The sequence below is a fragment of the Gulosibacter sediminis genome (genome assembly GCF_014904065.1).
Taxonomy (GTDB): Bacteria; Actinomycetota; Actinomycetes; order Actinomycetales; family Microbacteriaceae; genus Gulosibacter; species Gulosibacter sediminis.
In genome coordinates, this window is record NZ_JACXJG010000001.1 from 93402 (window position 1) to 116289 (window position 22888).

Sequence of the window (22888 nt, forward strand, 5' to 3'; positions counted from 1 at the left end):
GAGCGTCTTACTCCCCGCTGGCTGCCACCTCGGGCCACGTCCGCTCACGGAGGCCATGGCCTCCCGCGTACGCAACAAATTCCGGCTCGGACCAGCCCGCGAGAAGTGAGTCGTCGACCTTCCAAATCTCAACGCCGATAGGATGGCAGACCTCGACGGGGTCATGGGCTTCGTCGCCCCACATTGGTACTGACAGATCGCCGCCTGGGCAGGTCGATAGTGCCATCAGCACATCCTGCTCGGCAAACATTTCGAAGTAGTCCCCGACCTTGGCCGGGCACGTCTTCATGAAGTACTGGTCCTGGTCGTTCAGCCCGGTGCACTGAAAGACATTCAGCACATCGTGGACGTCAAACTCAGTGAGCCCGAATGGACGAACCGCCCGCGTCAGGTTGGAGTGGCAGTGGTAGTCGAAATCTTCACCGGTGAGCATCCGATTGACGTACGGGTCGCACCGCGTACCGAGAGTGTCATGCACTCGGCCGCCTTCGTTGTCGACGCCGTAATCCTCGAGGGTGTCTGCGGTGATCGTGACGAGCGGGCGGAGATAGGGAAGCGTCGACCAAAGTCGGTCGAACGTCGTCACGTGCGCGGCCTGCAACTGTCGGGTGCGCGCTGCCCAGAATCGTTCGCGGGGGTTGTGTCGATTCCAGATGTTGAGGTCGCCGACCTGGCCGCCCTCAACTGTCACAAGACGACAGACGTGTCCCGCGGGCACTTCCCAAGCAACGCCGCTTCGAATCGGGATTTCGAAGGATCCGACGTGGGTTCGCGAGTCAGTTTCAGTCGCAATCGCTCCGTAGAACTCCTTGTCGACTTCGAGTGCCGGGCCCTTGTACGCCGCTTCAGTAAGCGCAGCTGTGCGCTGCTGTTCTTCCAATGTCATGCTCCTATGTACTGATCAATGGGAAAAATTGGTCATGCAGATTCGCGCTCAGCTGCGCGAATCGCATCAACCACGCTGGTTTCTGAGTCGACGAGGTATCGCTCGAGTTCGGTGATTGCTTCTGCGCGGTTACCGGAAAGAATGAGATTCGCGATTTCCCGATCGCGGGGTATCCACCGGGCCTGGAACTTGGCCTCGTTATTCATGACAGCGAATGCGAGTCGCAACTGGGCTGCAATCTTCTCGAAGAATGCGTCAAGCGTTGCTGAGCTGGCCAATCTCACGATCGCCTGATGGAAATTGAGGCTTGCAGTGCCCACACCTGACCAGGCGCCTGCGGCGAGGACAGCTTCGGCGTGCTCCGTCACTTTCTCTAACGCAACGAAGTGTTCGTCAGGTGCGTTCGCGCTCTGGCGAACAGCGCCGATTTCGATAACGCGGCGTGCTTGGTAGAGGTTTCGGACGTCATTAGGGCTCAACGAGCGCACCATGTAGCCAAGGTTGCGAGTCCAGGTGGCGAGTTCATCCGCCACGAGAAGTCGCAAGGCCTCCCGCGCCGTATTGCGCGAAACCTTCTGCTCCACGGCAACGGTCGCGTCGATCAAACGAGTTCCAGGCTTCAGTTCGCCTCGCAGGATTTGCAACCGGAGGGCGCCGAAAACTGCATCGGAGGCCGACTGGCGGCGCCCACCCTTACCGGGTGCATCGGTTGCAGTGGTGGATCTGGTCACGGTGATGAGCGTAACAAGGAAATATCTACTGTTGAACAGTGAAAGTGCTCTACTTCGCCGTATTTATCAGCGAGTGCGGGTCCTTGCTCGTTCTTTTCGCTCTCCGTTGACAGAACTGTTCAACAGTTCTACGCTCCGAGAATGGAAGCGCGCAGAAAACATCGACTCCTGGGCGGCATCGCGGCCGTCTTCATCCTTGTCCTCACGCTCGTGGCGCCGTTTGGCCTCCGCGGCGAGCAATCGGCCGCGGCCTCGGCAGACAAAGGGCCGCTGAGGATCGGGTCAGACCTAACCTATCCGCCGTATGCCTACTTCGAAGGCAGCACCCCCGCTGGCTTCGACCCTGAATTCATGACTGAGATTGCAAGCAAACTCGGCCGCGAGCCGGAATTCATTGACACCCGGTTCGAGCAACTCATTACGAGCCTGCAGTCCGACCACTTCGATGTGGTGGCCTCCGCGCTCTACATCACGGAAGAACGGGCCAAGTCGGTCACCTTCATTCCCTACTTCATGACCGGAAACTCGATCGTCACGCAGACGTCCTCGTCGCCGCTTCAGTCAGCCGCGGATCTCTGTGGCCTCACCGTCGCGGTCATCAAGGGTGGGGAAGTGGCGACCCAGCTCCGCGGCGAGGCCAGCGACGCTTGTGCCGAAGCGGGCGAAGGTGCTGTCGATGTGCGCGACTTCACCACCGACTCTGAAGGGGCACAGGCGCTGATGTCGGGGCAGGTGGACGCTCAGGTCAGCGACGCGGCTGTCGCCAAGACGGCAGTGGACACGTCGAACGGTCGCCTCGTCATTACGAGCAATGACCTGCTTTGGCCGGTGCCGGTTGGCATTGCGGTAAGCAAGTCAAACACTCAGCTGGCGGAACAGCTGCGTGGTGCCCTCGACCAGATGCGCGCCGACGGTAGCTACCAGGCGCTCCTGGACAAGTACAACCTGCAGGAGCCTGATGAGGCTGCCGTGCGTGAGGCACTCGGTTCGGAGTCGGATTCGACCGGCACCGGTGGTTTCGCGTTTGACTGGGGCTACACGTTCGCGCAATTCGGCAATTCGCAGTTCTGGCTGGCGTCGCTCGTTGTGATCGCGCTGTCGGTGCTCGCGTGGGTCATTTCGACGGTGCTCGGTATGTTTGTCGCCCTTGGCCGGCAGTCAAAGCAGGCGTGGCTGCGCGGAATACTCAACGTGTACGTCTGGTTCTTCCGGTCATTGCCGCTACTGGTGCTGCTGATCTTCGTCTACAACGCACCGCAGGTTATCCCTGAACTTCGCGGAATCATTGGCTCTCCCTTCGCGGCCGGCCTCTTGGCAATGGTGCTGTCGGAAACTGCCTATATCTCTGAGATCCACCGCGGCGGCCTCAAGTCAGTTGCTGGCGGCCAGGGTGAAGCGGGGCGGGCGCTCGGTATTCCGTGGGGCGGCGTTCAGCGGCGGATCGTCATCCCACAGGCGTTCCGCGTTGCGCTGCCGGCGTTGGGTAACGAGTTCGTCACCATCATCAAACTGACGTCGCTGGTGTCCGCGATCTCGCTCACGGAGATCCTGCTGGTGGGTCAGCGCCTCTACACCCAGAACTTCAAGGTGCTCGAGACGCTGCTCGTGGTAGCGATCTTCTATGTGATGATCGTCACCATTTTCGACCAGCTCCTGAAGCTGCTCGAGCGCCGCTTGGACGTGAATCGCAGGTCTGCAACGGCGAAGGTAACGCTGTCGACTGGAGTGGTTGACGTGGTTGCCCCAATCAATGGTCGTGTCGGGGTCCCTCACGTGGGCGAGCCAGTGATCCAAGTCCAGGAGCTCCGCAAGTCCTACGGCGACACGGAGGTCATTAAGGGTGTCGACCTTGACGTGCACCGCGGAGAAGTTGTGGCCATCATCGGTCCGTCCGGCTCGGGTAAGACGACACTGATTCGAACCCTCAATGCCATGGAAACCATCAATGGTGGCGACGTTCTCTTCCATGGTGAGCCAGTCGGGTATCACAAGACCACCGATGGCAAGTACAGTGTCGCGGTGGACCGCGATGTTGCGAAGGTGCGCGCCAAGGTGGGAATGGTGTTCCAACAGTTCAACCTATTCCCGCACAAGACTGTGCTCGAGAACGTCATCTTTGCGCCGGAGTATCTCAACCGGGATGACAAGCGGCGACTCGAAGACCGTGCGCACCAGTTACTCGCAAAGGTTGGGATGGATGACCATGCGAATAAGTACCCGCATCAGCTTTCGGGTGGCCAGCAACAGCGAGTCGCGATCGCGCGCGCATTGGCTATGGACCCGGAGGTGCTGCTCTTCGACGAGCCGACAAGCGCGCTCGACCCTGAGTTGGTCGACGAGGTGCTGCAGGTCATGACTGAGCTGGCGGCCGAGGGCCTCACGATGGTTGTGGTCACGCACGAGATGAGGTTCGCGCACGAGGTTGCGGACTGGGTTGTACTGATGGATCAGGGGCAGGTCGTCGAAGAAGGGCCGTCCGACAAGGTCTTCACGAACCCCGACCACCAACGTACGAAGCGGTTCCTCAGCAAGTTCGAGAGCTAGGGCACCTGTCGACAAAGTGACGGCAAGTTACATCGGATTCTCGAAATCCGCAGTAACTTGCCATCACTTTGTTNTCGGGCGCACTTAAGTGGGGCGGTGGGCGGCGATCTTTCGACCCCTCGACAAGCCCAGGGTTCGCGCGTGCGGGCTAGCTGAGGCCGAGGCGCGAGTAGGTCGAGAGCAGCAGGCGTTCGGAGTCGGCGAGGTAGTCGGTGAGGGCGGCGGATGCGGCGGCCAAGTCATCGGCTTCGATGGCCGCGAGGATCACCTCGTTGCGGCCCATGAACGGCTGGTGGAGTCGCTCCGGGTCGTTCAGTCGCAGGAACGCGAGGCGCATCTCGGCGGCGACGTTCTCGAATGCGCTGACCACCCGCGGGCTGTCGCTGAAGCGCACGAGGGCTGAGTGGAAGTGCATATTCTCAGTACCGACCGCGGGCCGGTCGCCAGCCTCTTCGGCGGCCCGCGCATCCTTCACCGCCGCCGTCATGTCGGCGTACGCGGGATGCAGGCGTGAGCCGCTCGCGAGGGCGCCGAGCTCGAGGATGCGACGCATCCGGTAGATGTCGATGACGTCGGCCATCTCGGGGGAGGCCACCGAAACGCCGCGGTTGGGGATGCGCGTGATGAGTCGCTGCTCGGCCAGCGCTTGGAATGACTCGCGCAGCGTGTTCCGCGAGACCCCGAACGACTCGGCCACCGCGATCTCCGAGAGTCGCTCGCCCGGCGCATACTGACCGGCCGTGATGGCCTCGCGCAGTTCGTGCGCGACCTTGGGCATCGCGGTGCGGTCGGGCGGGAGCGTCGTCATATTCGCGAGCGTAGTCGAACGTCGACGAGGGCCCGCAACGTAAAGAAAGATTATTGAACATTGCGCGTAAAGAAAACTTCTGCGTACTCTGTCCCCATATCCACACCAAGTTGTTGAACAATCCTTGCGGGAATGTTCAGCAAGACGTAGGGTCGCTCGTACGCAGAACGCGCACCCCCGTCAACGACGCCGAGGAGTTCGTCATGGCTGACGATCGCACCATCTCCACCGACACCCCGTCCAAGCAGAAGGCGAAGGAATTCGCCAAGTCCCGCAGAGGCCCCATCCTCGGCGCGATCTTCCTCATGGCGACGAGCGCCATCGGCCCGGGTTTCATCACCCAGACCGCCACGTTCACGTTCCAGATGGGCGCGGCATTCGCGTTCGCGATCCTCGTGTCGATCCTCGTCGACTTCGCGGTGCAGATGAACATCTGGCGCATCATCACCGTCGCAAGCAAGCGCGCCGGCCAGCTCGCGAACGAGGCCGTGCCGGGCTTCGGCTACGTCCTCGGCATCCTCATCGTCATCGGCGGCCTCGCCTTCAACATCGGCAACATCGCGGGCGGTGGCCTGGGCCTCAACGCGATGCTCGGCATCGACGCGAAGCTCGGCGGCATAATCACCGGCCTCCTGGCCATCTGCATCTTCCTCTGGAAGCGCGCCGGCCGCATCGTCGACATCGTCGTGATGATCCTCGGCGTCGGCATGATCGTGCTCACGATCGTCATGGCGATCGTCTCGAACCCGCCGGTCGGCGATGCCCTGCGCCAGACCGTGCTGCCCGACGACATCAACTTCGCGACGATCACGACGATCGTCGGCGGCACCGTCGGCGGCTACATCACCTACGCGGGCGCGCACCGCTACCTCGACTCGGGCCTCACCGGCCCCGAGCACGTCAAGGCCGTCTCGGGCGCGTCGATGAACGGCATCCTCGTCACCGGCATCATGCGCTACGTGCTGTTCCTCGCGATCCTCGGCGTCGCGGCCTCGGGCTTCACCCTCGACATGGCCGACCCGAACCTCAACCCGGCGGGCGCCGCGTTCCAGTACGCGATGGGCGAGGCCGGCCTCCGCGTCTTCGGCGTCATCTTCTGGGCGGCCGCGATCAGCTCGGTCATCGGTGCCGCGTACACGTCGGCGACGTTCCTCTCAGTCTTCAGCAAGAAGCTCAACGACGGGTGGCCGCTGCGCATCGCGACCGTCGCGTTCATCGCGGTCTCGCTCGTGCTCTACATGCTCTGGGGTGCCGCGCCCGCGTCGATCCTCGTGTTCGTCGGCGGCTTCAACGGCCTGATCCTTCCGATTGGCCTCACGATCTTCATGTACATCGGCTGGTTCCGGCAGAAAGATCTCCTGCAGGGGTACAAGTACCCGGTGTGGCTCCTCGTGTTCGGTACGCTGGCGACCGCGCTTACCTGGTACATGGGTGCCGTCTCGGTCGGGCCGATTTTCGAGATGATCACGGGCGCCTAAGCGTCCGCGAAAGGAAAGCAGATGGCAACCATCGACCTCAATTCCGACCTCGGCGAAAACACGCCCGACCGTCAGGTGGCCGACGACGCGGCGATGCTCGAAATCGTCACGAGCGCCAACGTCGCTGTGGCCTTCCACGCCGGAGACCCGGTGGGCATCCGCGACACGCTCACGAAGGCGCGCGACCACGGCGTCGTCGTCGGCGCGCATCCCGGCTACCGCGACTACGCGAACTTCGGCCGCGTCGCCGTTGACATCGACGACGCCACCCTGCAGGCCGACGTCGAGTACCAGCTCGGCGCGCTCCAGGCCCTCGCGAAGAGCGCTGGCACCGAGGTGAAGTATGTGAAGCCACACGGCGCGCTCTACAACACCATTGCCAAGGATGCGCGGCAGGCAAAAATCGTCGCGGCTGCGGTGCGCGCAGTCGACCCGGACCTCGTGTTCCTTGGGCTCGCCGGCGGAGTGAGCGTCGACGTCGCCGAGCGGGCAGGGCTCACCGTCGCCCGCGAGGCCTTTGCCGACCGCGCGTACGAAGCTGATGGCTCGCTCATGTCTCGAACGAAGGATGGGGCAGTGCTGCATGACGCCGAGCTCGTGGCAGCACGAATGCTTCGCCTCGTCACCGACGGCACGATCCCCGCCGCTGACGGCTCCGAGGTGCACCTCGGCGCCGACTCGATTTGCGTGCACGGCGACAGCGCCGGCGCGATCTCGATGGCGGCGGCGGTGCGGCGGGTGCTCACCACGCAGGGCATTGACCTCGCGCCCTTCGCGAAGTAGCGGGGGCCAAATCATGCTGCTCTTTGCTGAATCCGAGGAACTCGCCTCGGCCAGAACCGCGCGACTTGCGGCCCGCAGCGGCGACGACGCACCGACCAGCGGTGTCGCCCCCGGCGTTGTGCAGACCAACTTTATCTCCGTGCCGCGCGAGTGGGCCTACGACGTGCTGCTCTATGCACAACGCAACCCGAAGCCCTGCCCCGTGCTCGAAGTGATCGAGGACGGCGGCTTCGAGTCGACCCTTGCCCCCGGCAGCGACCTGCGTACCGACGTGCCGCGGTACCGAATCTGGCGTGACGGCGCGCTCGCGGCAGAGCCGACCGACGTGCGGGACGAGTGGGCCGAGCATCCCGACCTCGTGACCTTTATTATCGGATGCAGCTTCACGTTCGAGGCAGGCCTCACCAGCGCAAATATCGAGATTCGCCACCAGACCGTGGGCCGCAACGTGCCGATGTATCGCACCGCAATCGACTGTGCCCCGGCGGGCCGGATGCGCGGCAAACTCGTCGTGTCGATGCGACCGATTCCGGCCGATCGGGTCGCCGATGCGGTGCAGATCTCGGGCCGCACCCCGGCGGTGCACGGCGCGCCCGTGCACGTGGGAGACCCGGCGGCGCTCGGCATCGGAGACCTCTTCGCGCCCGAGTTCGGCGATGCGCCAGTTGCGCTTCGCCCCGGCGAGGTGCCAGTGTTCTGGGCGTGCGGCGTGACCCCGCAGGCGGCGATCATGGAATCCCGCGTGCCCTTCGCGATCACCCACGCCCCGGGCCGCATGTTCGTGACCGACGTGCGCAACGAGAGCTACACCGTATGACCCAGCCCGGCATCACCCGAATCCTGCCGATGAGCGACCGCGCGATCCTCGTCGAGTACACCGACCTGGATGCGGTGCTCGCGCACTTCGCGCCGCTCGAGTCGGCCGCGCTCGCGGGCGTCGAGGAGCTCATCCCCGCCGCGAGCACGACGATGGTGCGCTTCGACCCGACCCTCACCGACGCGCGGAGCCTGGCCCGGCGCATCCGCGAGGTGCCCGCGGCCGAGCACGCCGCATCCGACCACGACGCCGTAACCGTCGACGTCGTCTACTCGGGCGAGGATCTCGCCGCGCTCGCCGAAAGCCTTGGCGTCTCGAGCGAGGAGCTCGTGCGCCGCCACACCGAGGCGACGTGGCGTGGCGCCTTCGCTGGCTTCGCGCCCGGCTTCGTCTACTGCGTCGGCGACGACCCGTTCTTCGAGGTGCCGCGCCGGCCATCGCCGCGCACGCGCATCCCGGCCGGCTCGGTCGCGCTCGCCGGCAACTTCTCGGCGGTGTACCCGCGCGAGTCGCCCGGCGGCTGGCAGCTCATCGGCCGCACCCCCGAGCGGATGTGGGACTTGGAGCGCACGCCGCCCGCGTTCATCCAACCAGGGCAGGAGGTGCGCTACCGCGCCGTGCGCGACGAGGTCGACCTCAGCGGCGCCGCGCCCCGCACGACCGAGCTGCCGCCGGTGCCGGGGGATGCGCGCGCGCTCGAGATCGTGCGCCCGGGCGCCCAACTGCTGCTGCAGGATCTCGGCCGGGCCGGGATGCTCGGGATGGGCGTCGCGGCGTCGGGCGCGGCCGACCGGCGCGCGCTGCGGGCCGCGAACCGCATCGTCGGCAACGACAGCGACACCGCGGTGCTCGAACTCGCGGGCGGCGGCGCCGAGCTGCTCGCCTGCGCAGAGGGCGTCATCGCGTGGACCGGCGCGAGCGGGCGTCGAACGATCGTCAGCGCCGAGGGCGACGAGTACCCGTTCGAGCGTGGCGTGCCGACCGCGGTGTCGGCGGGCGACCGCATCCACCTCTCGGGCTTCACGCGCGGGCTGCGCGGCTACCTCGCGGTGCGCGGCGGCTTCGCGGTCGACGACGTGCTCGGCAGCCTCACGACCGACACGCTTTCTGGCGTCGGCCCGCAGCCGCTTGCGGCGGGCGACGTGCTCCCGCTCGGCGACGACCGGGCCGCGCGCGCCGTCGAGCCGAACGACGCGGCGCGCCCCGAGCTGCCCGCGCACGACGAGCTCGTCGAGATCGACATTGTGCTCGGCCCGCGCACCGACTGGTTCAGCGCCGCGGCGCTCGAGACGCTCACGGGCCAGGAGTGGCGCGTGACCGCGCAGTCCGACCGCGTCGGCGTGCGCCTCGAGGGCGACACCCCGCTCGAGCGCGCCGTCACCGCCGAGCTGCCGAGCGAGGGCGCCGTCACGGGCGCGATCCAGGTGCCGGCGAACGGCCAGCCCGTGCTCTTCTTGCCCGACCATCCGCTCACGGGCGGCTACCCCGTCATCGGCGCCGTCATCGACGCCGACCTCGACCGCGCCGGGCAGCTCGCGCCCGGCATGCGCGTGCGCTTTCGCGTCGTGCACCGATTCACCGAACTCTCAGCGACGGAGGACCAATCATGAAGCGCATTCTCATAGCCAACCGCGGCGAAATCGCCGTGCGCGTCGCCCGCGCCTGCGCCGACGCCGGCTACACCTCGATCGCCGTCTACGCCGACCAGGACGCGGACGCGATGCACGTGCGCCTCGCCGACGAGGCCTACGCGCTCGGCGGCACGACCCCAGCCGACAGCTACCTCAACATCGCGCGCATCCTCCAGGTCGCGCGCGCCGCCGACGCCGATGCCGTGCACCCGGGCTACGGCTTCCTCAGCGAGAACGCCGCGTTTGCCCGCGCGGTCGAGGATGCGGGACTTACGTTCATCGGCCCGACCCCCGAGTCGATCGACCAGCTCGGCGACAAGGTGACGGCCCGCCAGATCGCCACTTCGGTTGGCGCACCGCTCGTGCCCGGCACCGACAAGCCGCTCGAGAGCGCGGATGAGGCGATCGCCTTCGCGCGCGAGGCCGGCCTGCCGGTGGCCATCAAGGCCGCGTACGGCGGCGGTGGGCGCGGGCTCAAGGTCGTGCGCCGCCTCGACGAGGTCGGCGACGCCTTCGAGTCGGCGACGCGCGAGGCCGTCACCGCCTTCGGTCGCGGCGAGTGCTACATCGAGCGGTTCCTCGACCGCCCGCGCCACGTCGAGGTGCAGGTCGTCGGGGACGGCGCGGGCAACGTGCTCGTCGTCGGCGACCGCGACTGCTCGCTGCAGCGNGGAGTCGCCGGCGCCCGACCTGCCCGCCGACGCACGCGAGCGCATCCATACCGCCGCCCGCGAGATCTGCGGCGCCGTGAACTACCGCGGCGCGGGCACCGTCGAGTTCCTCCTTGGCGAGGACGGCACCGTGTCGTTCCTCGAGGTGAACACGCGCCTCCAGGTCGAGCACCCGGTGACCGAGCTCACGAGCGGCATCGACCTCGTGCTCGAGCAGTTCCGCGTCGCTGAGGGCCGCGGCCTCTCGCGCACCGACACCCCCGAGCCAGTGGGCCACGCGATCGAGTTTCGCATCAACGCCGAGGACCCGGGTAGGGGCTTCCTGCCCTCGCCCGGTGCCGTCGAGCACCTGCACCAGCCGGGCGGCCCCGGCGTGCGCTGGGACGGCGGTGTCGAGGCCGGCGACCGCGTCGAGGGCGCGTTCGACTCGATGATCGCGAAGNGGTTGGCGACGACCGCGCCGCAGCCCTCGCGCGCTCGCGGCGGGCCCTGCGCGAGACGGTGATCGATGGCGTCGCAACCGTGCTGCCGTTCCACCGCACCGTCGTCGAGCATCCGGCCTTCGTAGGGGAGCGGCTCGGCGTCTACACGCAGTGGATCGAGACCGAACTTCTGCCCGAACTCGAGACGCAGCCGCGCGCGAAAGCCGCGCCCGCGCCGGCCTTGCGCCGCGTCGCTATCGAGGTCGACGGCCGCCGCGTCGAGCTGGGCCTGCCTGACGAACTGCTCGGCAGCCTGCGCGCGGCTGACGCCGGCGCATCCGGCCCTGTCGCAGCATCCGCGGCACCCGACCAGCACGAGGATGCGCTGCTCGCGCCGGTCTCGGGCACGCTCGTGCGCCGCCTCGTCGCCGAGGGCGCCTGGGTGGCCGAGGGCGACGCCGTCGCGGTGTGCGAGGCGATGAAGATGGAGACGAAGGTGCTCGCCGAGCGCACCGGCACGATCGCCTGGCTCGTCGAGGAGGGCGCGACGGTCATCGTCGACGCTCCGATCGCCCGTGTCACCGAGTAGGGAAGTGCGCCGACCCTAGAGGTCGGCGTGCAACCGCCAGACGAGGTCGGCCGAGTAGCTCCACGAGTAGATCGGGACGCGGTCGTGGCCCGCGGTGACGAGGCTCTGGCGGAGCTCCTCGTCGCCGAGCACGTTTTTCAGCGCGACCGCGAGGCGCTCGACGAAGGTCGATTCCTCGACGAGGGGCACGTGGATGCCGGCGCCGCCGGCGACCTCCATGAGCGCCGGAACGTCGGTGTGCACCACCGCCGTGCCGGCGCGGAACGCCTCAAGGATCGGCAGACCGAAGCCCTCGTCGATCGAGGGCATGCAGAACACCGTCGCACGGTCGTAGGCCACGGCGAGGTCGGTGTTCGAGATAAAGCCGAGCGTCTTCACGCGCGAACGCTCGACGCCGGCCTCGGCGCAGAGGGAGTCCCAGTTCACGTCGCCCCAGCCGTCGGGGCCAGCGTGCACGAGTTGGGCGTCGGGAATCTTCGCGAGCGCCTCGACGAGCTTGTTCAGGCCCTTGCGGGGTTCGAGCGTGCCGACGGCGAGGATGTACGTGTCGGGCAGGCCGAGTCGCTCGGCGACCTCGTCGGGGTTCTCGGGCAGGTGCACGTCGCGCGACGGCGCGCCCGGAATCACCCGCAGGCGGTCACCAAAGTTGTAGAGCTCGGCGACCTGCTCGGCGACCGCGTGGGTCGGCGTGACGACCGCGGCCGCGTGCTGCCAGGCGCGCTTGAGCTGGCGCTTGTGCCAGCGCACGCCGTTCGATGTGAGGGTCTCGGGATGCGTCCACGGCACGGTGTCGTGCACCGTCACGACGGTCTGCACGCCGCCGTCGCTACCGAGCGGCTGCAGCGGCGCGAACAGGCTCGGCGCGTGGATGAGCCCGCCGCCGATCGCGCCCGTGAGCAGGCCGCGCGACCACGACTGCGCGAGCGTTGCGCGGCTCAGCTTGGTGACCCCGAGGTGCGCGAGGCCGGGNGAAGCGCTCTTCGATCTGCTCGACCGTGGGCGCACCCTCGCCCTTCGGCGGGGTGATGATGCCCTCAACCTCGCAGCCCGCGGGGGCGCGCGAAATCACCTCGCGGGCGAGGTTCTCGGCGTACCGCCCGATGCCTCCGGGCACGGGCGCGACGAGTTGGTCGAGCAGAAACTTCAGCGTCACCATGTGGACGTGAGCACTCCATCCTCAGCGGCCGCCTCGAGGGCGTCGCGCCAGTTGCGCATGGGTTCGATGCCGGCGGCGCGCCAGGCGTCGTGGCCGAGCACCGAGTAGGCGGGTCGCGCGGCGGGGAGCACGAAGGCGGCCGAGTCGGTCGGCTTGACGCGCTCGGAGTCGTGCCCGGCGAGGTGGAAGATCTCGCGGGCGAAGCCGAACCAGGTCGTCTCGCCCGAGTTCGTGCCGTGGTAGATGCCGGCCGGCGCCTGCGCGTCGAGCAGCTTCACCGTCTGCTCGGCGAGGTCGCGCGTGTAGGTCGGCTGCCCGAGTTGGTCGTTGACGACCGTGATCTCGGGGTTGTTCTCGGCGAGCTTCACCATGGTCTTCGCGAAGTTCGGGCCGCCGGCACCGTAGAGCCAGGCGGTGCGCACGATGAACGTGCCCTCCGGATGCGCGGCGAGCGCGAGCTCCTCGCCCGCGGCCTTGGTGCGGCCATAGGCGTTGAGTGGGTCGCGCTGCTCGTTCTCGGCGTATGGCGCCTGGGCGTTGCCCTGAAACACGTAGTCGGTCGAGTAGTGCACGAGCTTCGCGCCGGTCTCGGCCGCTGCCTTCGCGAGGTGCTCGACGGCGGTCGCGTTGATCGCGTACGCGGCGTCCTCATCGGTCTCGGCGTTGTCGACCGCGGTGTACGCGGCGGCGTTGATGACGACGTCGTGGCCGGCGACCGCGCTGCGCACGGCGTCGGCGTCGGTGACGTCGAGATCTTGCCGTGTCAGCGCCGTGACCTCGCGGCCAGCGAGCGCGCGCTGCAGGTCTTGCCCGAGCATCCCCGCCGCGCCGGTGATGAGGTACCGAGTCACTTCTGCGCCTCCAAGGCGGCGCGCTCCTTCAGCGGCTCCCACCAGGCGCGGTTGTCGCGGTACCACTGCACAACCTCGGCGAGGCCCTGCTCGAACGGCACCTGCGGCTCGTAGCCGAGCTCGTTCTCAATCTTCGAGATGTCGACGCAGTAGCGCAGGTCGTGCCCCTTGCGGTCCTCGACGTGGTCGACGTACGAGTCGTCCTTGCCCATGAGCTCGAGGATTTTCTCGGTGATCTCGACGTTGGTCAGCTGCGTGCCGCCGCCGATGTTGTAGACCTCGCCCGCGCGGCCGTTCGCGAACACGAGCGCGATGCCGCGGCAGTGGTCGTCGACGTGCAGCCAGTCGCGTACGTTCTCGCCGGTGCCGTAGAGCGGCACGTGCTGGTCGTCCATGAGGTTCGTGACGAAAAGCGGGATCAGCTTCTCGGGGAAGTGGTACGGGCCGTAGTTGTTCGAGCAGCGGGTGATCGACGCGTTGAGGCCGTGGGTGCGGTGGTAGGCGCGCACGAGCAGGTCGCTGCCGGCCTTCGATGCCGAGTACGGCGAGTTCGGCTCGAGCGGGAACTCCTCGGTCCACTCGCCCTCTTCGATCGAGCCGTAGACCTCGTCGGTCGACACGTGTACGAAGCGCTTCGTGCCGTGCTTCAGCGCGGCGTCGAGCAGGCGCTGCGTGCCGAGCACGTTCGTCTCGACGAAGATCGCGGCGTCGCGCACCGAGCGGTCGACGTGCGACTCGGCGGCGAAGTGCACGACGCCGTCGATGGTCGGGAAGATCTCGTCGAGCAGCGCAGCGTCGCGGATGTCGCCCTCAATAAAGGTGAAGCGCGGTGAGTCGGCGATCGGGTCGAGGTTCTCGCGCACGCCCGAGTAGGTGAGCGAGTCGAGCACCACGATCTCGGCGCCCTCGACGCCGGGCAGTTCGTCATTGAGCGCGCGACGAACGAAGTTCGAGCCGATGAATCCGGCACCGCCGGTGACGAGCAGTTTCAATGCAGTCCTCCCTGTGAGCGTGCGGCAGCGTGCCCGCCGCACTCCGCGCAGCGCGCAGAAACAGCACATAGCCTACCGGCACCGCGCCCGGAAACCCCGCTGAATCGGTAGCGTGGAGGCGTGAACTCTGCCGAATACGTGCGCAACATCGTCGCCATCGTCGTCACTTGGAACGGCGGCGACGAGGCGGCCCGCGCCGTCGCCTCGCTCGCGGGCCAGGATGCGGGGCGCACGCCGAGCGGCGAGGCCCGGCAGCTGCAGGTGGTCGTGGCCGACAACCACTCGAGCGATGACACGGTCGCGCGCATCCTGGCCGCCGTGCCCGGCGCCGCCGTGCTCGAGCTCGGCGACAACCTCGGCTACGGGCCGGCGGCGAACCGCGCGATGGCGGCGTACCCGGCCGACGCCTACGTGATTTGTAACCAGGATGCGGTGTACCAGCCCGGCTTCGTCGCGGCGCTCGCGGATGCGCTCGACGCCGACCCGCGCGTCGGCGCGGCGACCGCGCAGGTGCGGCTCGCGGGGCGGTTCGTGCGGGTCGCAGGGACGAATGCGCTTGACGGCGAGCGCGTGCTCGTCGGCCACGATGGCGAGCAGTGGCGGGATGCCCGCGACGGCGAGGCGGGCGTGGAGTTGCTCAACTCGACGGGCAACCAAGTGACGAAGTCGGGCAATGGGCTCGACCGTGGCTGGCTGCAGCCGGTCGGCACCGAGTTTCCGGCCGCGGTGTTCGGCCTGCACGGCGGCGCCGCGATGTTGCGGGCGGCGGCGGTCGAACCCCTCGGTGGCTTCGACGAGGGCTACTTCATGTACTACGAGGACACCGATCTTTCCTGGCGCCTGCGCAAGGCCGGGTGGCTCGTGGCCTACGCTGCCGGCGCCGTTTCGGTGCATGCGCACGCCGGTTCGTCGGGCACGGAGTCGGCGCAGTTCGTGCGTTGGAATCGGCGCAACCGCCTGCGCTGCGCGCTGCGCAACGGCCCGTTCGACATGAAGGTGCGCGCCCTCGTGCGCAGCGCGGGCGCCGCGGCGAAGTCCGCCCTGCGCCGCGGCTCGCCCCTTCGACAAGCTCAGGAACCGCTTGGCGAAGGGCAGGGAGCGACCGCGGAACACCTCGTCCTCGACTTCACCTCCCTCCCGTCGCAGCTCGGGGGAGTGGGCCGCTACCTTGAGGGTCTCGCGACCGGACTCGCTGAGCTCGCAGCATCCGGCGATGGCATCGCCCGCACCTACCTCGTCAAGCCCGAGCACGTCGACCACTTCGGCGTGCTCGACCCGGCCGCACGCATCGAGACCGTGCCCGAGTGGGTCGGCAAGCGCGGCCTCCGGTTCGTCTGGGAGCAGACCCACCTTCCACGCACCGTCCGCGCGCTCGGCGGCACCGCGCTGCTGTCGCCGCACTACTCGTTCCCGCTGCAGGCGCGTGGCATTCGTCGACTCGTCACGGTGCACGACGCGACCTTCTTCTCCGACCCCGAGGCGCACTCGCCACTGAAACGGCGGTTTTTCACGACGTGGATCCGCCGCGGCGTCGCCGCCGACGTGCAGCTCATCGCCCCGAGCGCCGCGACGGCCGCCGAGGTCGAGCGCTATGCTGGCACGCCGCGGCGCCCGATCGCCGTCGCCCACCACGGCGTCAACCGCGAGGTGTTTCACCGCCCGAGCCAGGCCGAACTCGCGCAGTTCCGCGCCGAGTACAGCGTCGACCGCTGGGTCGCGTTCCTCGGCACGATCGAGCCCCGCAAACGCGTCGGCGAACTCATCGACGCCCACGCGTCGCTGCCCGACGCGCCGCCGCTGCTCATCTCCGGGCAGCGCGGCTGGGACGCCGACGCCGCCGCGAAGCTCGANCGCCGCGAGGGCCGACCCGAATTCGCGCGTCCGCGAGCTCGGTTACCTGCCGCTCGAGCAACTGCGAGCGCTCCTCGGCGGTGCGGACGCCTTCGTGTATGCGTCGATCGCCGAGGGCTTCGGACTGCCGGTGCTCGAGGCGATGGCATCCGGCGCGCCCGTGATCACGACGAAGCTCTCGGCCCTGCCCGAAGTCGGCGGCGACGCGGTGAAGTATTGCGAGCCGCGGGCCGACTCGATCGCGAACGCCCTTGGCGACCTCCTCGTTGACGCCCCGGCCCGCGCCGCGCTCGCGGCCGCTGGCGAAGCTCGTGCGGCCACGTTCACGTGGCGCCGCTGCGCTGCCCTCCACCTCGGGGCCCTCCGCCGCGCCTAGCGCTCGGCACTTCGGGGCCCTCCATCACCCAACGCTTCGCCCCGCGTCCCTGCCGCAGGCCCTATGCCGCGGGCTCATGCCGCGGGCTCCATGCCGCAACACCCGTGCCAGCGGGAAATCGCGTCGGCAGCCCCGACCGGTGAGGCGATGCGTCTAGTGAGCCGCGCCGTTACTACTCGCGGGCAAGGGCGGCGGTGACGGTGCGCATGTAGGTCGCGGTGACGTGGCTCGAGTCCATGAAGACGTAGACGCCGCCGCGCACCGGCGTGCACTCGCCGTCGGGGCAGATCAGCGGATTGCGGTCGACGTACTCGCCGCCCGCCGCTTCGATGCGCTCCTGCAGGTCGATGTTCGGCGTCGACAGGCTCGTCGTGAAGCCGCAGCGGTCGGCGTCGACGCCCCACTGCTCGGTGCACATGAACGGGTTGAATGTCGTGCGCGGCGCATCGCGCAGGGCGACAACGTGAATGCCCGCGTCCGTAATCCGGTCGATCCAGTCGACGATGCCGGGCAGCTCGGCCTCGGAGTCGTCCTCGTACGAGCGGGTCGCGAGCACCACCACGGTCGCGGGCTTGTCCTCGAGGATCTGTTCGGTGATGTTCCCCCAGAACGCGTCACACTCGTCCTCGATCTCCGGCCGCACACCCTCGCCGCCGAACTGGCACTCGAACAGCACGTAGGCCCGCACCGGACCGGTCACGAGCGGAATCGCCTGCTGCGCCTGCGAATTACCAACGACCCAGGTGTCGGCATTGCCGTCGCCCATGCAGTACTTGTCGAGCTCCGCATTGATGCTGGCGAGCGTCGCCTGATCGCACGGCGGCAGCGGGGCGAGATCATCGCGCACGATGAGTTCGCTCGGCCACAGCGGGCCCGAGTCGAGGTCGAGGGCGTTCGCGCCGTACTCGGCGACCGGCATCGCATCGGCCTCGGCGCGCGCCTCGTGCATCCGCGCCGACGCGATGCCCTGGCCGACCCCCAGCGTCGCGAGCGTGACCGCCGGCAGCGCGACCACGACGATGCCGGCGCGCGCGAGCGACCCGAGCCCGCGCATCCGCTCCGGCGTCTGCCGGCCGGCCAGGAACTCAGCCACGGGCTCCTCGACGAGCTTCGTGAGCAGCCACGCGAGCCCCGCGGAGATGCCGAGCAGCCCCGCGCCCTCGAGGAACGACACCGAATCCACACGCGCCACGAAGAGGTAGATCACGAGCACCGGCCAGTGCGTCAAGTACAGCGCGAAGCTGTAGTTCGCGGCCCGCTGGATGAGCGGGTGGTTCAGCAGCACGCCCGCGCCGTACCGCGGCGCGCCGGCCGAGAGCACGACGAGCACCGCCGACAGCACCGGCCACAGCGCCGCCCACCCCGGGAACGATGCCTCGACCGGCAGCACCCAGCCACACAGCACGATGCCGAGCACGCCCGCCCAGCCGAACACCGCCTTCGCGGGCCCCGGCACCCGCAGCCACGGCAGCGCCAGCGCGAGCACCGAGCCGGCCGCGAACTCCCACACTCGCGCGAACACGCTGAAGTAGGCCGCCTGCTGGTTGACGTCGGTCGCGTACACCGAGTACGCAAAGCCGAGCACCAGCACGGCCCCGAACCCGAACAGCGCGACCTTGCGCACGTTGAGCCGCAGCGACCGCGCGAACAGGTAGAGCAGCGCAAACAGCACCGGCCAGGCGACGAACACCTGACCCTGCACCGCGAGCGACCAGTAGTGCTGGAAGGGGGATGCGGTGCTCCGGTCAACCGCGAAGTAGTCGATCTGCTGCAGCTGGAGATAGACGTTCTCCCAGTACGTCGCCGAGGCGAACCCCTGGGTGAGGATCATCGGTGTCTCGGAGGTCGGCAGCCACAGCAGCGACGCGGCGACGATGAGCAGCANCGCCGTCAGCGTCAGCGGGAGCAGCCGCGCGAAGCGGCGCAGGATGGTCTGGAAGGGCCGCGGTGTCGCGCCCCGCTCGACCGAGGTGATCATCGACCTCGTGAGCAGAAACGCCGAGATAAAGAGGAAGACGTCGACGCCGCCGGAGACCTTGCCGAACCAGACGTGGTACGCCGCGACGAGGGCAAGCGCGAGCGTGCGCACGCCCTGCACCTCGGGTATCCATTTCGCGGCCATAAGCTTCCAGGCTACCGAGTAGGGGGCCGGGCTGCCTCCCGGGGGATCCGCGGGGCTGGGCTAGAAGAGGCCGAACGCGATGGTCCCGGCCAGGGCGAGCTGGTCGCGGCGGCGCCGGCGGAACTCCGAGACGCGGCGGGCGAGGCGTAGCCGGTCGAGATAGGACAGCCGGTCGAGGCGACGCTTGGTCCATTCGAGCCGGCGTCGCTCGTCTGGCGATGCGACCTCGAGACAGGCGTCGACCATGTGCATCGCATTGCTGTGGAACTTGCCGTTGGCGATCGATCGGAAACGGCGCACGTACTGGCTCAGGCCCTCGTTCGCCCCGAGGGCGTTCTTGCCGTGCTGCCGATATTCGACCGTGGACTCGCCATCGATGAACCACCGGCCGCTCGATGCCCGCACGAGCGCGTAGGCCAGCCAGTCGTGCGCCGCCGTTGCGTCAGCCACGCTGCCGGGGGAGCGGAGCTGCCGCTGCACGAGGTCGAACGCCGCGGGCCGCAGCAGAAACGTCGACCCCGGGCCCGCCGACTCGAACATGTAGTCGGCGCTGCGCTGCAGCTGGTTCTTGACGACGAGCTGCCGCTCTCCGGTTGAGGTGAAGGCGGTCACGTTGGAAGACACGCCCGAGTATGGCCCGAGCCCGTCGAGGCCGTTCGGCAGCGAGAGGACGTTGAAGTGCCGCTCGAGCTTGCCCTGCACCCACACGTCGTCCTGATCGCAGAACGAGATCGCGTCGTAGCCCGTCGAGTCAGCTTCGCGCATGATCCGGAAGAAGTTCGCCGTGGCCGAGCCGAACACGCCCGGTTCGAGCAGCCGGATGCGGTGGCCAAAGTCCGCGACGTAACGCTCGAGCAACCCCGTGGTGCCGTCGGTCGAGTTGTCGTCCGAGACCAGCACGTCGACGTCGACACCGCGCTGCGAAAGCACGGAGTCGAGCTGCTCCTCGAGAAACGCCGCACCGTTGTGCGTCGTCAGCAGCACGAGGATGCGCGGCGGGGTCGAATGGGTCATGTAGCTCTCTGATGGCCTTGGGGAGTAGGTCAACGCTGACGATGGTAGGCGAGCGGCCTTGAAGGACCCAGAGTCCACTCCGCGCTGTGGCAACCGGGCGTTTTCCCGCCTGGCCGCTACCATTTATAGGTACTTGTTCGCTTGGCCTGTGTCAGGAACCCTTCATATGCGCGTCTTTGTTCAGATTCCCTGCCTCAATGAGGAAGAGACCCTCCCGCTCGTGATCAACTCGATCCCGCGCGAGATCCCGGGGGTCGACGAGGTCGTCATACTCGTCATCGACGATGGCTCGACCGACCGCACGGTCGAAGTCGCGCGCGAACTCGGCGTCGAGCACTTTGTGCTCCACGCCCGCAACATGGGCCTCGCGCGCTCGTTCAGCGACGGCGTCGACTACGCGCTCTCGCACGGTGCCGACATCGTCGTGAACACCGACGGCGACAACCAGTACCCGCAGGACCGCATCCCCGACCTCCTCGCGCCGGTCATCGCCGGCGAGGCCGACATCGCCATCGCCGACCGTCAGACCGCGAAGATCGCGCACTTCTCGCCGTTCAAGAAGACGATGCAGAAGGTCGGCTCGGACGTAGTGAACATGGCCGCGGGCACGCAGCTGCCGGATGCGGCGTCGGGCTTCCGCGCCTACTCGCGCAACTCGCTGTTCCGTCTCAACGTCGTGACGCAGTTCAGCTACTGCATGGAGACGATCATCCAGGCCGGCAACAAGCGACTGCGCATCGCCTCGGTGCCGGTGGAGACGAACGCGAAGACCCGCGAGTCGCGCCTCTTCAAGAACATCTGGCAGCACATGTTCAAGTCGGGCACCGCGATCACGCGCTCGTTCCTCATGTTCAAGCCGCACGTCGTGCTCGGCACGATCGGCACGATCATGCTCGTGCTCGGCCTGATCCCGTTCGTGCGATTCCTTGTCCTCTTCATCTTGGGCACCCACGGCGACCACATTCAGTCGCTGCTCTTCGGCGCCGTGATGCTGCTCGCCGCGTTCATGTCATACGTGTTGCTGGTGATCGCCGACCTCCAGCGCACGAACCGTGTGCTCCTCGAGGACGTCCTCGAGCGCGTCAAGCGCGTGCAGCTCGGCGGACCGCACGTCGCGGGCACGCAGTACACCGTTATTGACCTTCCCGACGACATCGCTGGTGTCGACGAGGTGCAGCGCTTCCCGCGCACCGACGCGATCCAGCAGATCGTGCAGCCGCACCTGAACCGCGAGCACCTGGACCGGGAGAGCGCGCAGCAGGATCGCCGCGATCACCAGGCCCGCTAGCCGCCGACCGTGACTGAAACTTCTCCCGAGCAGGCGCCCAAGGGCGCCCTCTCGAAGGTGCTCTCAGCGCTGCGCTCGCCGGTGGTGAAGGTCCTCTTCCTCGTCATCGCGCTCGCATTCGCGGTGTGGGCCGTCATCAGCCAGTGGGACAACATTCGCGACGCGCTCACGCGCCTCGATGGCGGCATCCTCGCGATCACCACGGTGCTCGCCATCGTCTACGTGTTCGTGACCATGCTCTCTTGGCGCGAGATTCTCGTGGACCTCGGCACCGACATCTCGGTGCGCAACGCGAGCAAGCTGTTCTTCATCTCGCAGTTGGGTAAGTATGTGCCCGGCGGCGTGTGGAACTACCTCGCGGTGGTCGAAATGGGGGCGCAGCGCGAGATTCCCCGTCGCCGTTCGCTCTCCGCCATGGTCGTGTCGGTCTTGGTGTCGATCGTGAGCGCGGGCATCCTCGCCGTGCCGGGGCTGGCGTTTACCGGGCATGTGCCGCTCTCGCAGTCGGTCTGGCTGTTTGCGCTGCTGCCCGTGGTCATCGTCTTCCTGATCCCGCCGGTGCTCAACCGCGTCATCGCGTTCGCGCTGCGGCTGGCGCGGCGCCCACCGCTCGAGCACCCGCTCAGCGGCGCGGGCATCCTGAAGTCGACCCTCTACGCACTGCTTGGCTGGCTGATCTCGGGCACCGTGGTGTGGCTCATTGCCGTGCAGCTCGGCATGCCGGCGAGCGTGCCGTCGTTCCTGCTCGCCGCGGGCGGCTACTCGCTCTCGTGGGCGATCGGCTTCATCGTGTTCTTCATGCCCGCCGGACTGGGCGTGCGCGAGGTGGTGCTCGCGGCCATGCTCGCCGGCTTCCTGGGCCCAGGCGAACTCATCGTCGTGGTGCTCCTCGCCCGCGTGCTCTCGACCGTCGCCGACGTCGTGCTCGGCTTGGGCAGCTTTGCGCTGCGCGACCGCCCCGCCAAGGACGAGGCGAACTAGCGGCCCGCCTGCATCGAGTCCCAGGTGTGCTTGAGACCCTCTCGAAGGGTGATGCTGGGGCTCCAGCCAAGCTGCGCGGCGGCCGCGTTGACGTCGAGCCAGTTCGTCGGCGCGTCAAAGCCGCGGTGCTCCTCGTAGCGAATCTCGCAGTTGCTGTCCGCGGTGCGCAGGCACAGGCGCGCGAGCTTCGTGAGCGTGGTCGGTTCGCCCGAGCCGATGTTGAGAATGTGATTCGCGTTGAGCGTCGTTGACGCGTGGGCGAGCAGGATCGCGCGTGCGATGTCGTCGACATACACATAGTCGCGCACCGTGGTGCCGTCGCCGTACACGGTGATCGGCTTCCCCTCGAGGATCGCGTTGAACCAGTGGCCGATCACGCCCTGGCCACGAACCGCTTTCTGCCCGGGGCCGTAGGCGTTTGCCACGCGAAGCACGATCGCGTTCAGGGCCGACTCAAACGCGACCTGCTCGAGGCCGAGCCGAGCGGCGCCATAGCGGTTGACCGGATGCGGCGTGTCGTCCTCCGAGTAGGGGGCGCTCGTGCCGCCATAGACGGTGCCGCCCGAGGACAGCACGATGAAACGCGGCCGCTGTTCCTGCTGACTCAAGACTCGCACAGCTTCGCTGAACTGCTCGCGCTCCTCGAGCACTGCCTCGGGCGAAGACTCGGCCACCGAAGGCGTGATCATGGACGCGGACCACACAACGGTCTTGACGCCTCGGGCGCCCGGATTCAGCTCGCCGTCCAGCACCAGCGGATTGGCGCGCGTGAACGCAGCCGTGGGTACATTTTGCTGCTCGGCGAGCCACCGCGTGCGGGAACCGATGAAGCCACCCGCGCCGACAACGGCGATCTCTGGCGAGCCTTGCGTGTGGAATACTTGCGACATCGTTCTT

17 protein-coding genes and 2 pseudogenes are annotated in these 22888 nt (G+C 67.6%); 10 read left to right on the plus strand and 9 right to left on the minus strand.

The window, feature by feature from the left end:
• Positions 1–7: 7 nt before the first annotated feature.
• Complete coding sequence (locus ID132_RS00425; protein ID WP_235988149.1) at positions 8–880, minus strand: urea carboxylase-associated family protein; 873 nt, start codon at positions 878–880, stop codon at positions 8–10.
• A 38-nt stretch (positions 881–918) separates the two neighbouring features.
• Complete coding sequence (locus tag ID132_RS00430; protein WP_125106897.1) at positions 919–1617, minus strand: GntR family transcriptional regulator; 699 nt, start codon at positions 1615–1617, stop codon at positions 919–921.
• 141 nt (positions 1618–1758) lie between these two features.
• On the opposite strand from ID132_RS00430, the gene ID132_RS14530 reads away from it, so the two are divergent.
• Complete coding sequence (locus tag ID132_RS14530; protein WP_125106898.1) at positions 1759–4161, plus strand: ABC transporter permease subunit; 2403 nt, start codon at positions 1759–1761, stop codon at positions 4159–4161.
• A gap of 148 nt (positions 4162–4309) precedes the next feature.
• Here ID132_RS14530 and ID132_RS00440 read toward each other — a convergent pair whose 3' ends face one another.
• A complete protein-coding gene (locus ID132_RS00440) occupies positions 4310–4969 on the minus strand; it encodes a GntR family transcriptional regulator (RefSeq protein WP_193127577.1) in 660 nt (219 codons plus the stop codon).
• Positions 4970–5172: 203 nt separating this feature from the next.
• Here ID132_RS00440 and ID132_RS00445 point away from each other — a divergent pair, with 203 nt between their 5' ends.
• From ID132_RS00445 to ID132_RS00465, 5 genes and pseudogenes are all read left to right on the plus strand, one after another.
• Positions 5173–6447 carry an NRAMP family divalent metal transporter gene (locus tag ID132_RS00445; protein WP_193127578.1) on the plus strand — a complete coding sequence of 425 codons (1275 nt, stop codon included), beginning with the start codon at positions 5173–5175 and terminating at the stop codon, positions 6445–6447.
• Positions 6448–6468: 21 nt separating this feature from the next.
• The gene (locus ID132_RS00450) at positions 6469–7230 is read left to right on the plus strand and encodes a LamB/YcsF family protein (RefSeq protein ID WP_125106901.1); all 762 of its coding nucleotides are present in this window, start codon (positions 6469–6471) and stop codon (positions 7228–7230) included.
• Positions 7231–7243: 13 nt separating this feature from the next.
• Positions 7244–8047: a putative hydro-lyase gene (locus tag ID132_RS00455; protein WP_125106902.1), complete on the plus strand. Its 804-nt coding sequence runs from the start codon at positions 7244–7246 to the stop codon at positions 8045–8047.
• On the plus strand, positions 8044–9657 hold the full coding sequence (locus ID132_RS00460) for a 5-oxoprolinase subunit B/C family protein (protein WP_193127579.1): 1614 nt from the start codon (positions 8044–8046) through the stop codon (positions 9655–9657). The genes ID132_RS00455 and ID132_RS00460 overlap by 4 nt, the downstream gene beginning before the upstream one ends.
• Positions 9654–11360 (plus strand): annotated as a pseudogene (locus tag ID132_RS00465) (acetyl/propionyl/methylcrotonyl-CoA carboxylase subunit alpha). The gene ID132_RS00460 and the pseudogene ID132_RS00465 overlap by 4 nt, the downstream one beginning before the upstream one ends.
• 15 nt (positions 11361–11375) lie before the next feature.
• On the opposite strand, the gene ID132_RS00470 reads toward ID132_RS00465, so the two are convergent.
• The 3 genes from ID132_RS00470 to rfbB all read right to left on the minus strand — a co-directional run bounded on the left by ID132_RS00470 (position 11376) and on the right by rfbB (position 14359).
• Complete coding sequence (locus ID132_RS00470) at positions 11376–12365, minus strand: glycosyltransferase family 4 protein (protein WP_193127580.1); 990 nt, start codon at positions 12363–12365, stop codon at positions 11376–11378.
• 144 nt (positions 12366–12509) lie between these two features.
• A complete protein-coding gene (gene rfbD / locus ID132_RS00475; RefSeq protein WP_125106906.1) occupies positions 12510–13367 on the minus strand; it encodes a dTDP-4-dehydrorhamnose reductase in 858 nt (285 codons plus the stop codon).
• A complete protein-coding gene (gene rfbB / locus ID132_RS00480) occupies positions 13364–14359 on the minus strand; it encodes a dTDP-glucose 4,6-dehydratase (RefSeq protein WP_193127581.1) in 996 nt (331 codons plus the stop codon). The genes rfbD and rfbB overlap by 4 nt, the downstream gene beginning before the upstream one ends.
• 138 nt (positions 14360–14497) lie before the next feature.
• On the opposite strand from rfbB, the pseudogene ID132_RS14535 reads away from it, so the two are divergent.
• Both ID132_RS14535 and ID132_RS15055 read left to right on the plus strand, forming a co-directional pair.
• Positions 14498–15994, plus strand: a pseudogene (locus ID132_RS14535) (glycosyltransferase); the annotation flags it as partial.
• On the plus strand, positions 15951–16586 hold the full coding sequence (locus tag ID132_RS15055) for a glycosyltransferase (protein WP_413229330.1): 636 nt from the start codon (positions 15951–15953) through the stop codon (positions 16584–16586). The pseudogene ID132_RS14535 and the gene ID132_RS15055, both read left to right, overlap by 44 nt.
• A 172-nt stretch (positions 16587–16758) precedes the next feature.
• Here the strand turns inward: ID132_RS15055 and ID132_RS00490 are convergent, their stop codons facing one another.
• Together ID132_RS00490 and ID132_RS00495 are read right to left on the minus strand one after the other, a co-directional pair.
• Positions 16759–18708 (minus strand): acyltransferase family protein, encoded by a 1950-nt coding sequence (locus ID132_RS00490; protein ID WP_193127583.1) that lies wholly within the window; start codon positions 18706–18708, stop codon positions 16759–16761.
• Between the two features lie 60 nt (positions 18709–18768).
• Positions 18769–19722, minus strand: a complete 954-nt coding sequence (locus ID132_RS00495) for a glycosyltransferase (protein WP_164509746.1) — start codon at positions 19720–19722, stop codon at positions 18769–18771.
• A gap of 166 nt (positions 19723–19888) precedes the next feature.
• Between ID132_RS00495 and ID132_RS00500 the strand changes: the two genes are divergently transcribed.
• Positions 19889–21010, plus strand: a complete 1122-nt coding sequence (locus ID132_RS00500) for a glycosyltransferase family 2 protein (protein ID WP_193127584.1) — start codon at positions 19889–19891, stop codon at positions 21008–21010.
• A gap of 9 nt (positions 21011–21019) precedes the next feature.
• A complete protein-coding gene (locus ID132_RS00505) occupies positions 21020–21991 on the plus strand; it encodes a lysylphosphatidylglycerol synthase domain-containing protein (protein ID WP_125106912.1) in 972 nt (323 codons plus the stop codon).
• Here the strand turns inward: ID132_RS00505 and ID132_RS00510 are convergent.
• A complete protein-coding gene (locus tag ID132_RS00510) occupies positions 21988–22881 on the minus strand; it encodes an NAD-dependent epimerase/dehydratase family protein (protein ID WP_125106913.1) in 894 nt (297 codons plus the stop codon). The two genes, ID132_RS00505 and ID132_RS00510, sit on opposite strands and share 4 nt — an antisense overlap.
• Positions 22882–22888: the final 7 nt, after the last annotated feature.

Excerpts from the sequence above, each read along its gene's own strand:
- ID132_RS00500 (WP_193127584.1), top strand. The coding sequence starts at position 19,889 with ATGCGCGTCTTTGTTCAGATTCCCTGCCTCAATGAGGAAGAGACCCTC.
- ID132_RS00455 (WP_125106902.1), top strand. The coding sequence starts at position 7,244 with ATGCTGCTCTTTGCTGAATCCGAGGAACTCGCCTCGGCCAGAACCGCG.
- ID132_RS00460 (WP_193127579.1), top strand. The coding sequence starts at position 8,044 with ATGACCCAGCCCGGCATCACCCGAATCCTGCCGATGAGCGACCGCGCG.
- ID132_RS00495 (WP_164509746.1), bottom strand. The coding sequence starts at position 19,722 with ATGACCCATTCGACCCCGCCGCGCATCCTCGTGCTGCTGACGACGCAC.
- ID132_RS00440 (WP_193127577.1), bottom strand. The coding sequence starts at position 4,969 with ATGACGACGCTCCCGCCCGACCGCACCGCGATGCCCAAGGTCGCGCAC.
- ID132_RS00450 (WP_125106901.1), top strand. The coding sequence starts at position 6,469 with ATGGCAACCATCGACCTCAATTCCGACCTCGGCGAAAACACGCCCGAC.
- ID132_RS14530 (WP_125106898.1), top strand. The coding sequence starts at position 1,759 with ATGGAAGCGCGCAGAAAACATCGACTCCTGGGCGGCATCGCGGCCGTC.
- ID132_RS00445 (WP_193127578.1), top strand. The coding sequence starts at position 5,173 with ATGGCTGACGATCGCACCATCTCCACCGACACCCCGTCCAAGCAGAAG.
- ID132_RS00510 (WP_125106913.1), bottom strand. The coding sequence starts at position 22,881 with ATGTCGCAAGTATTCCACACGCAAGGCTCGCCAGAGATCGCCGTTGTC.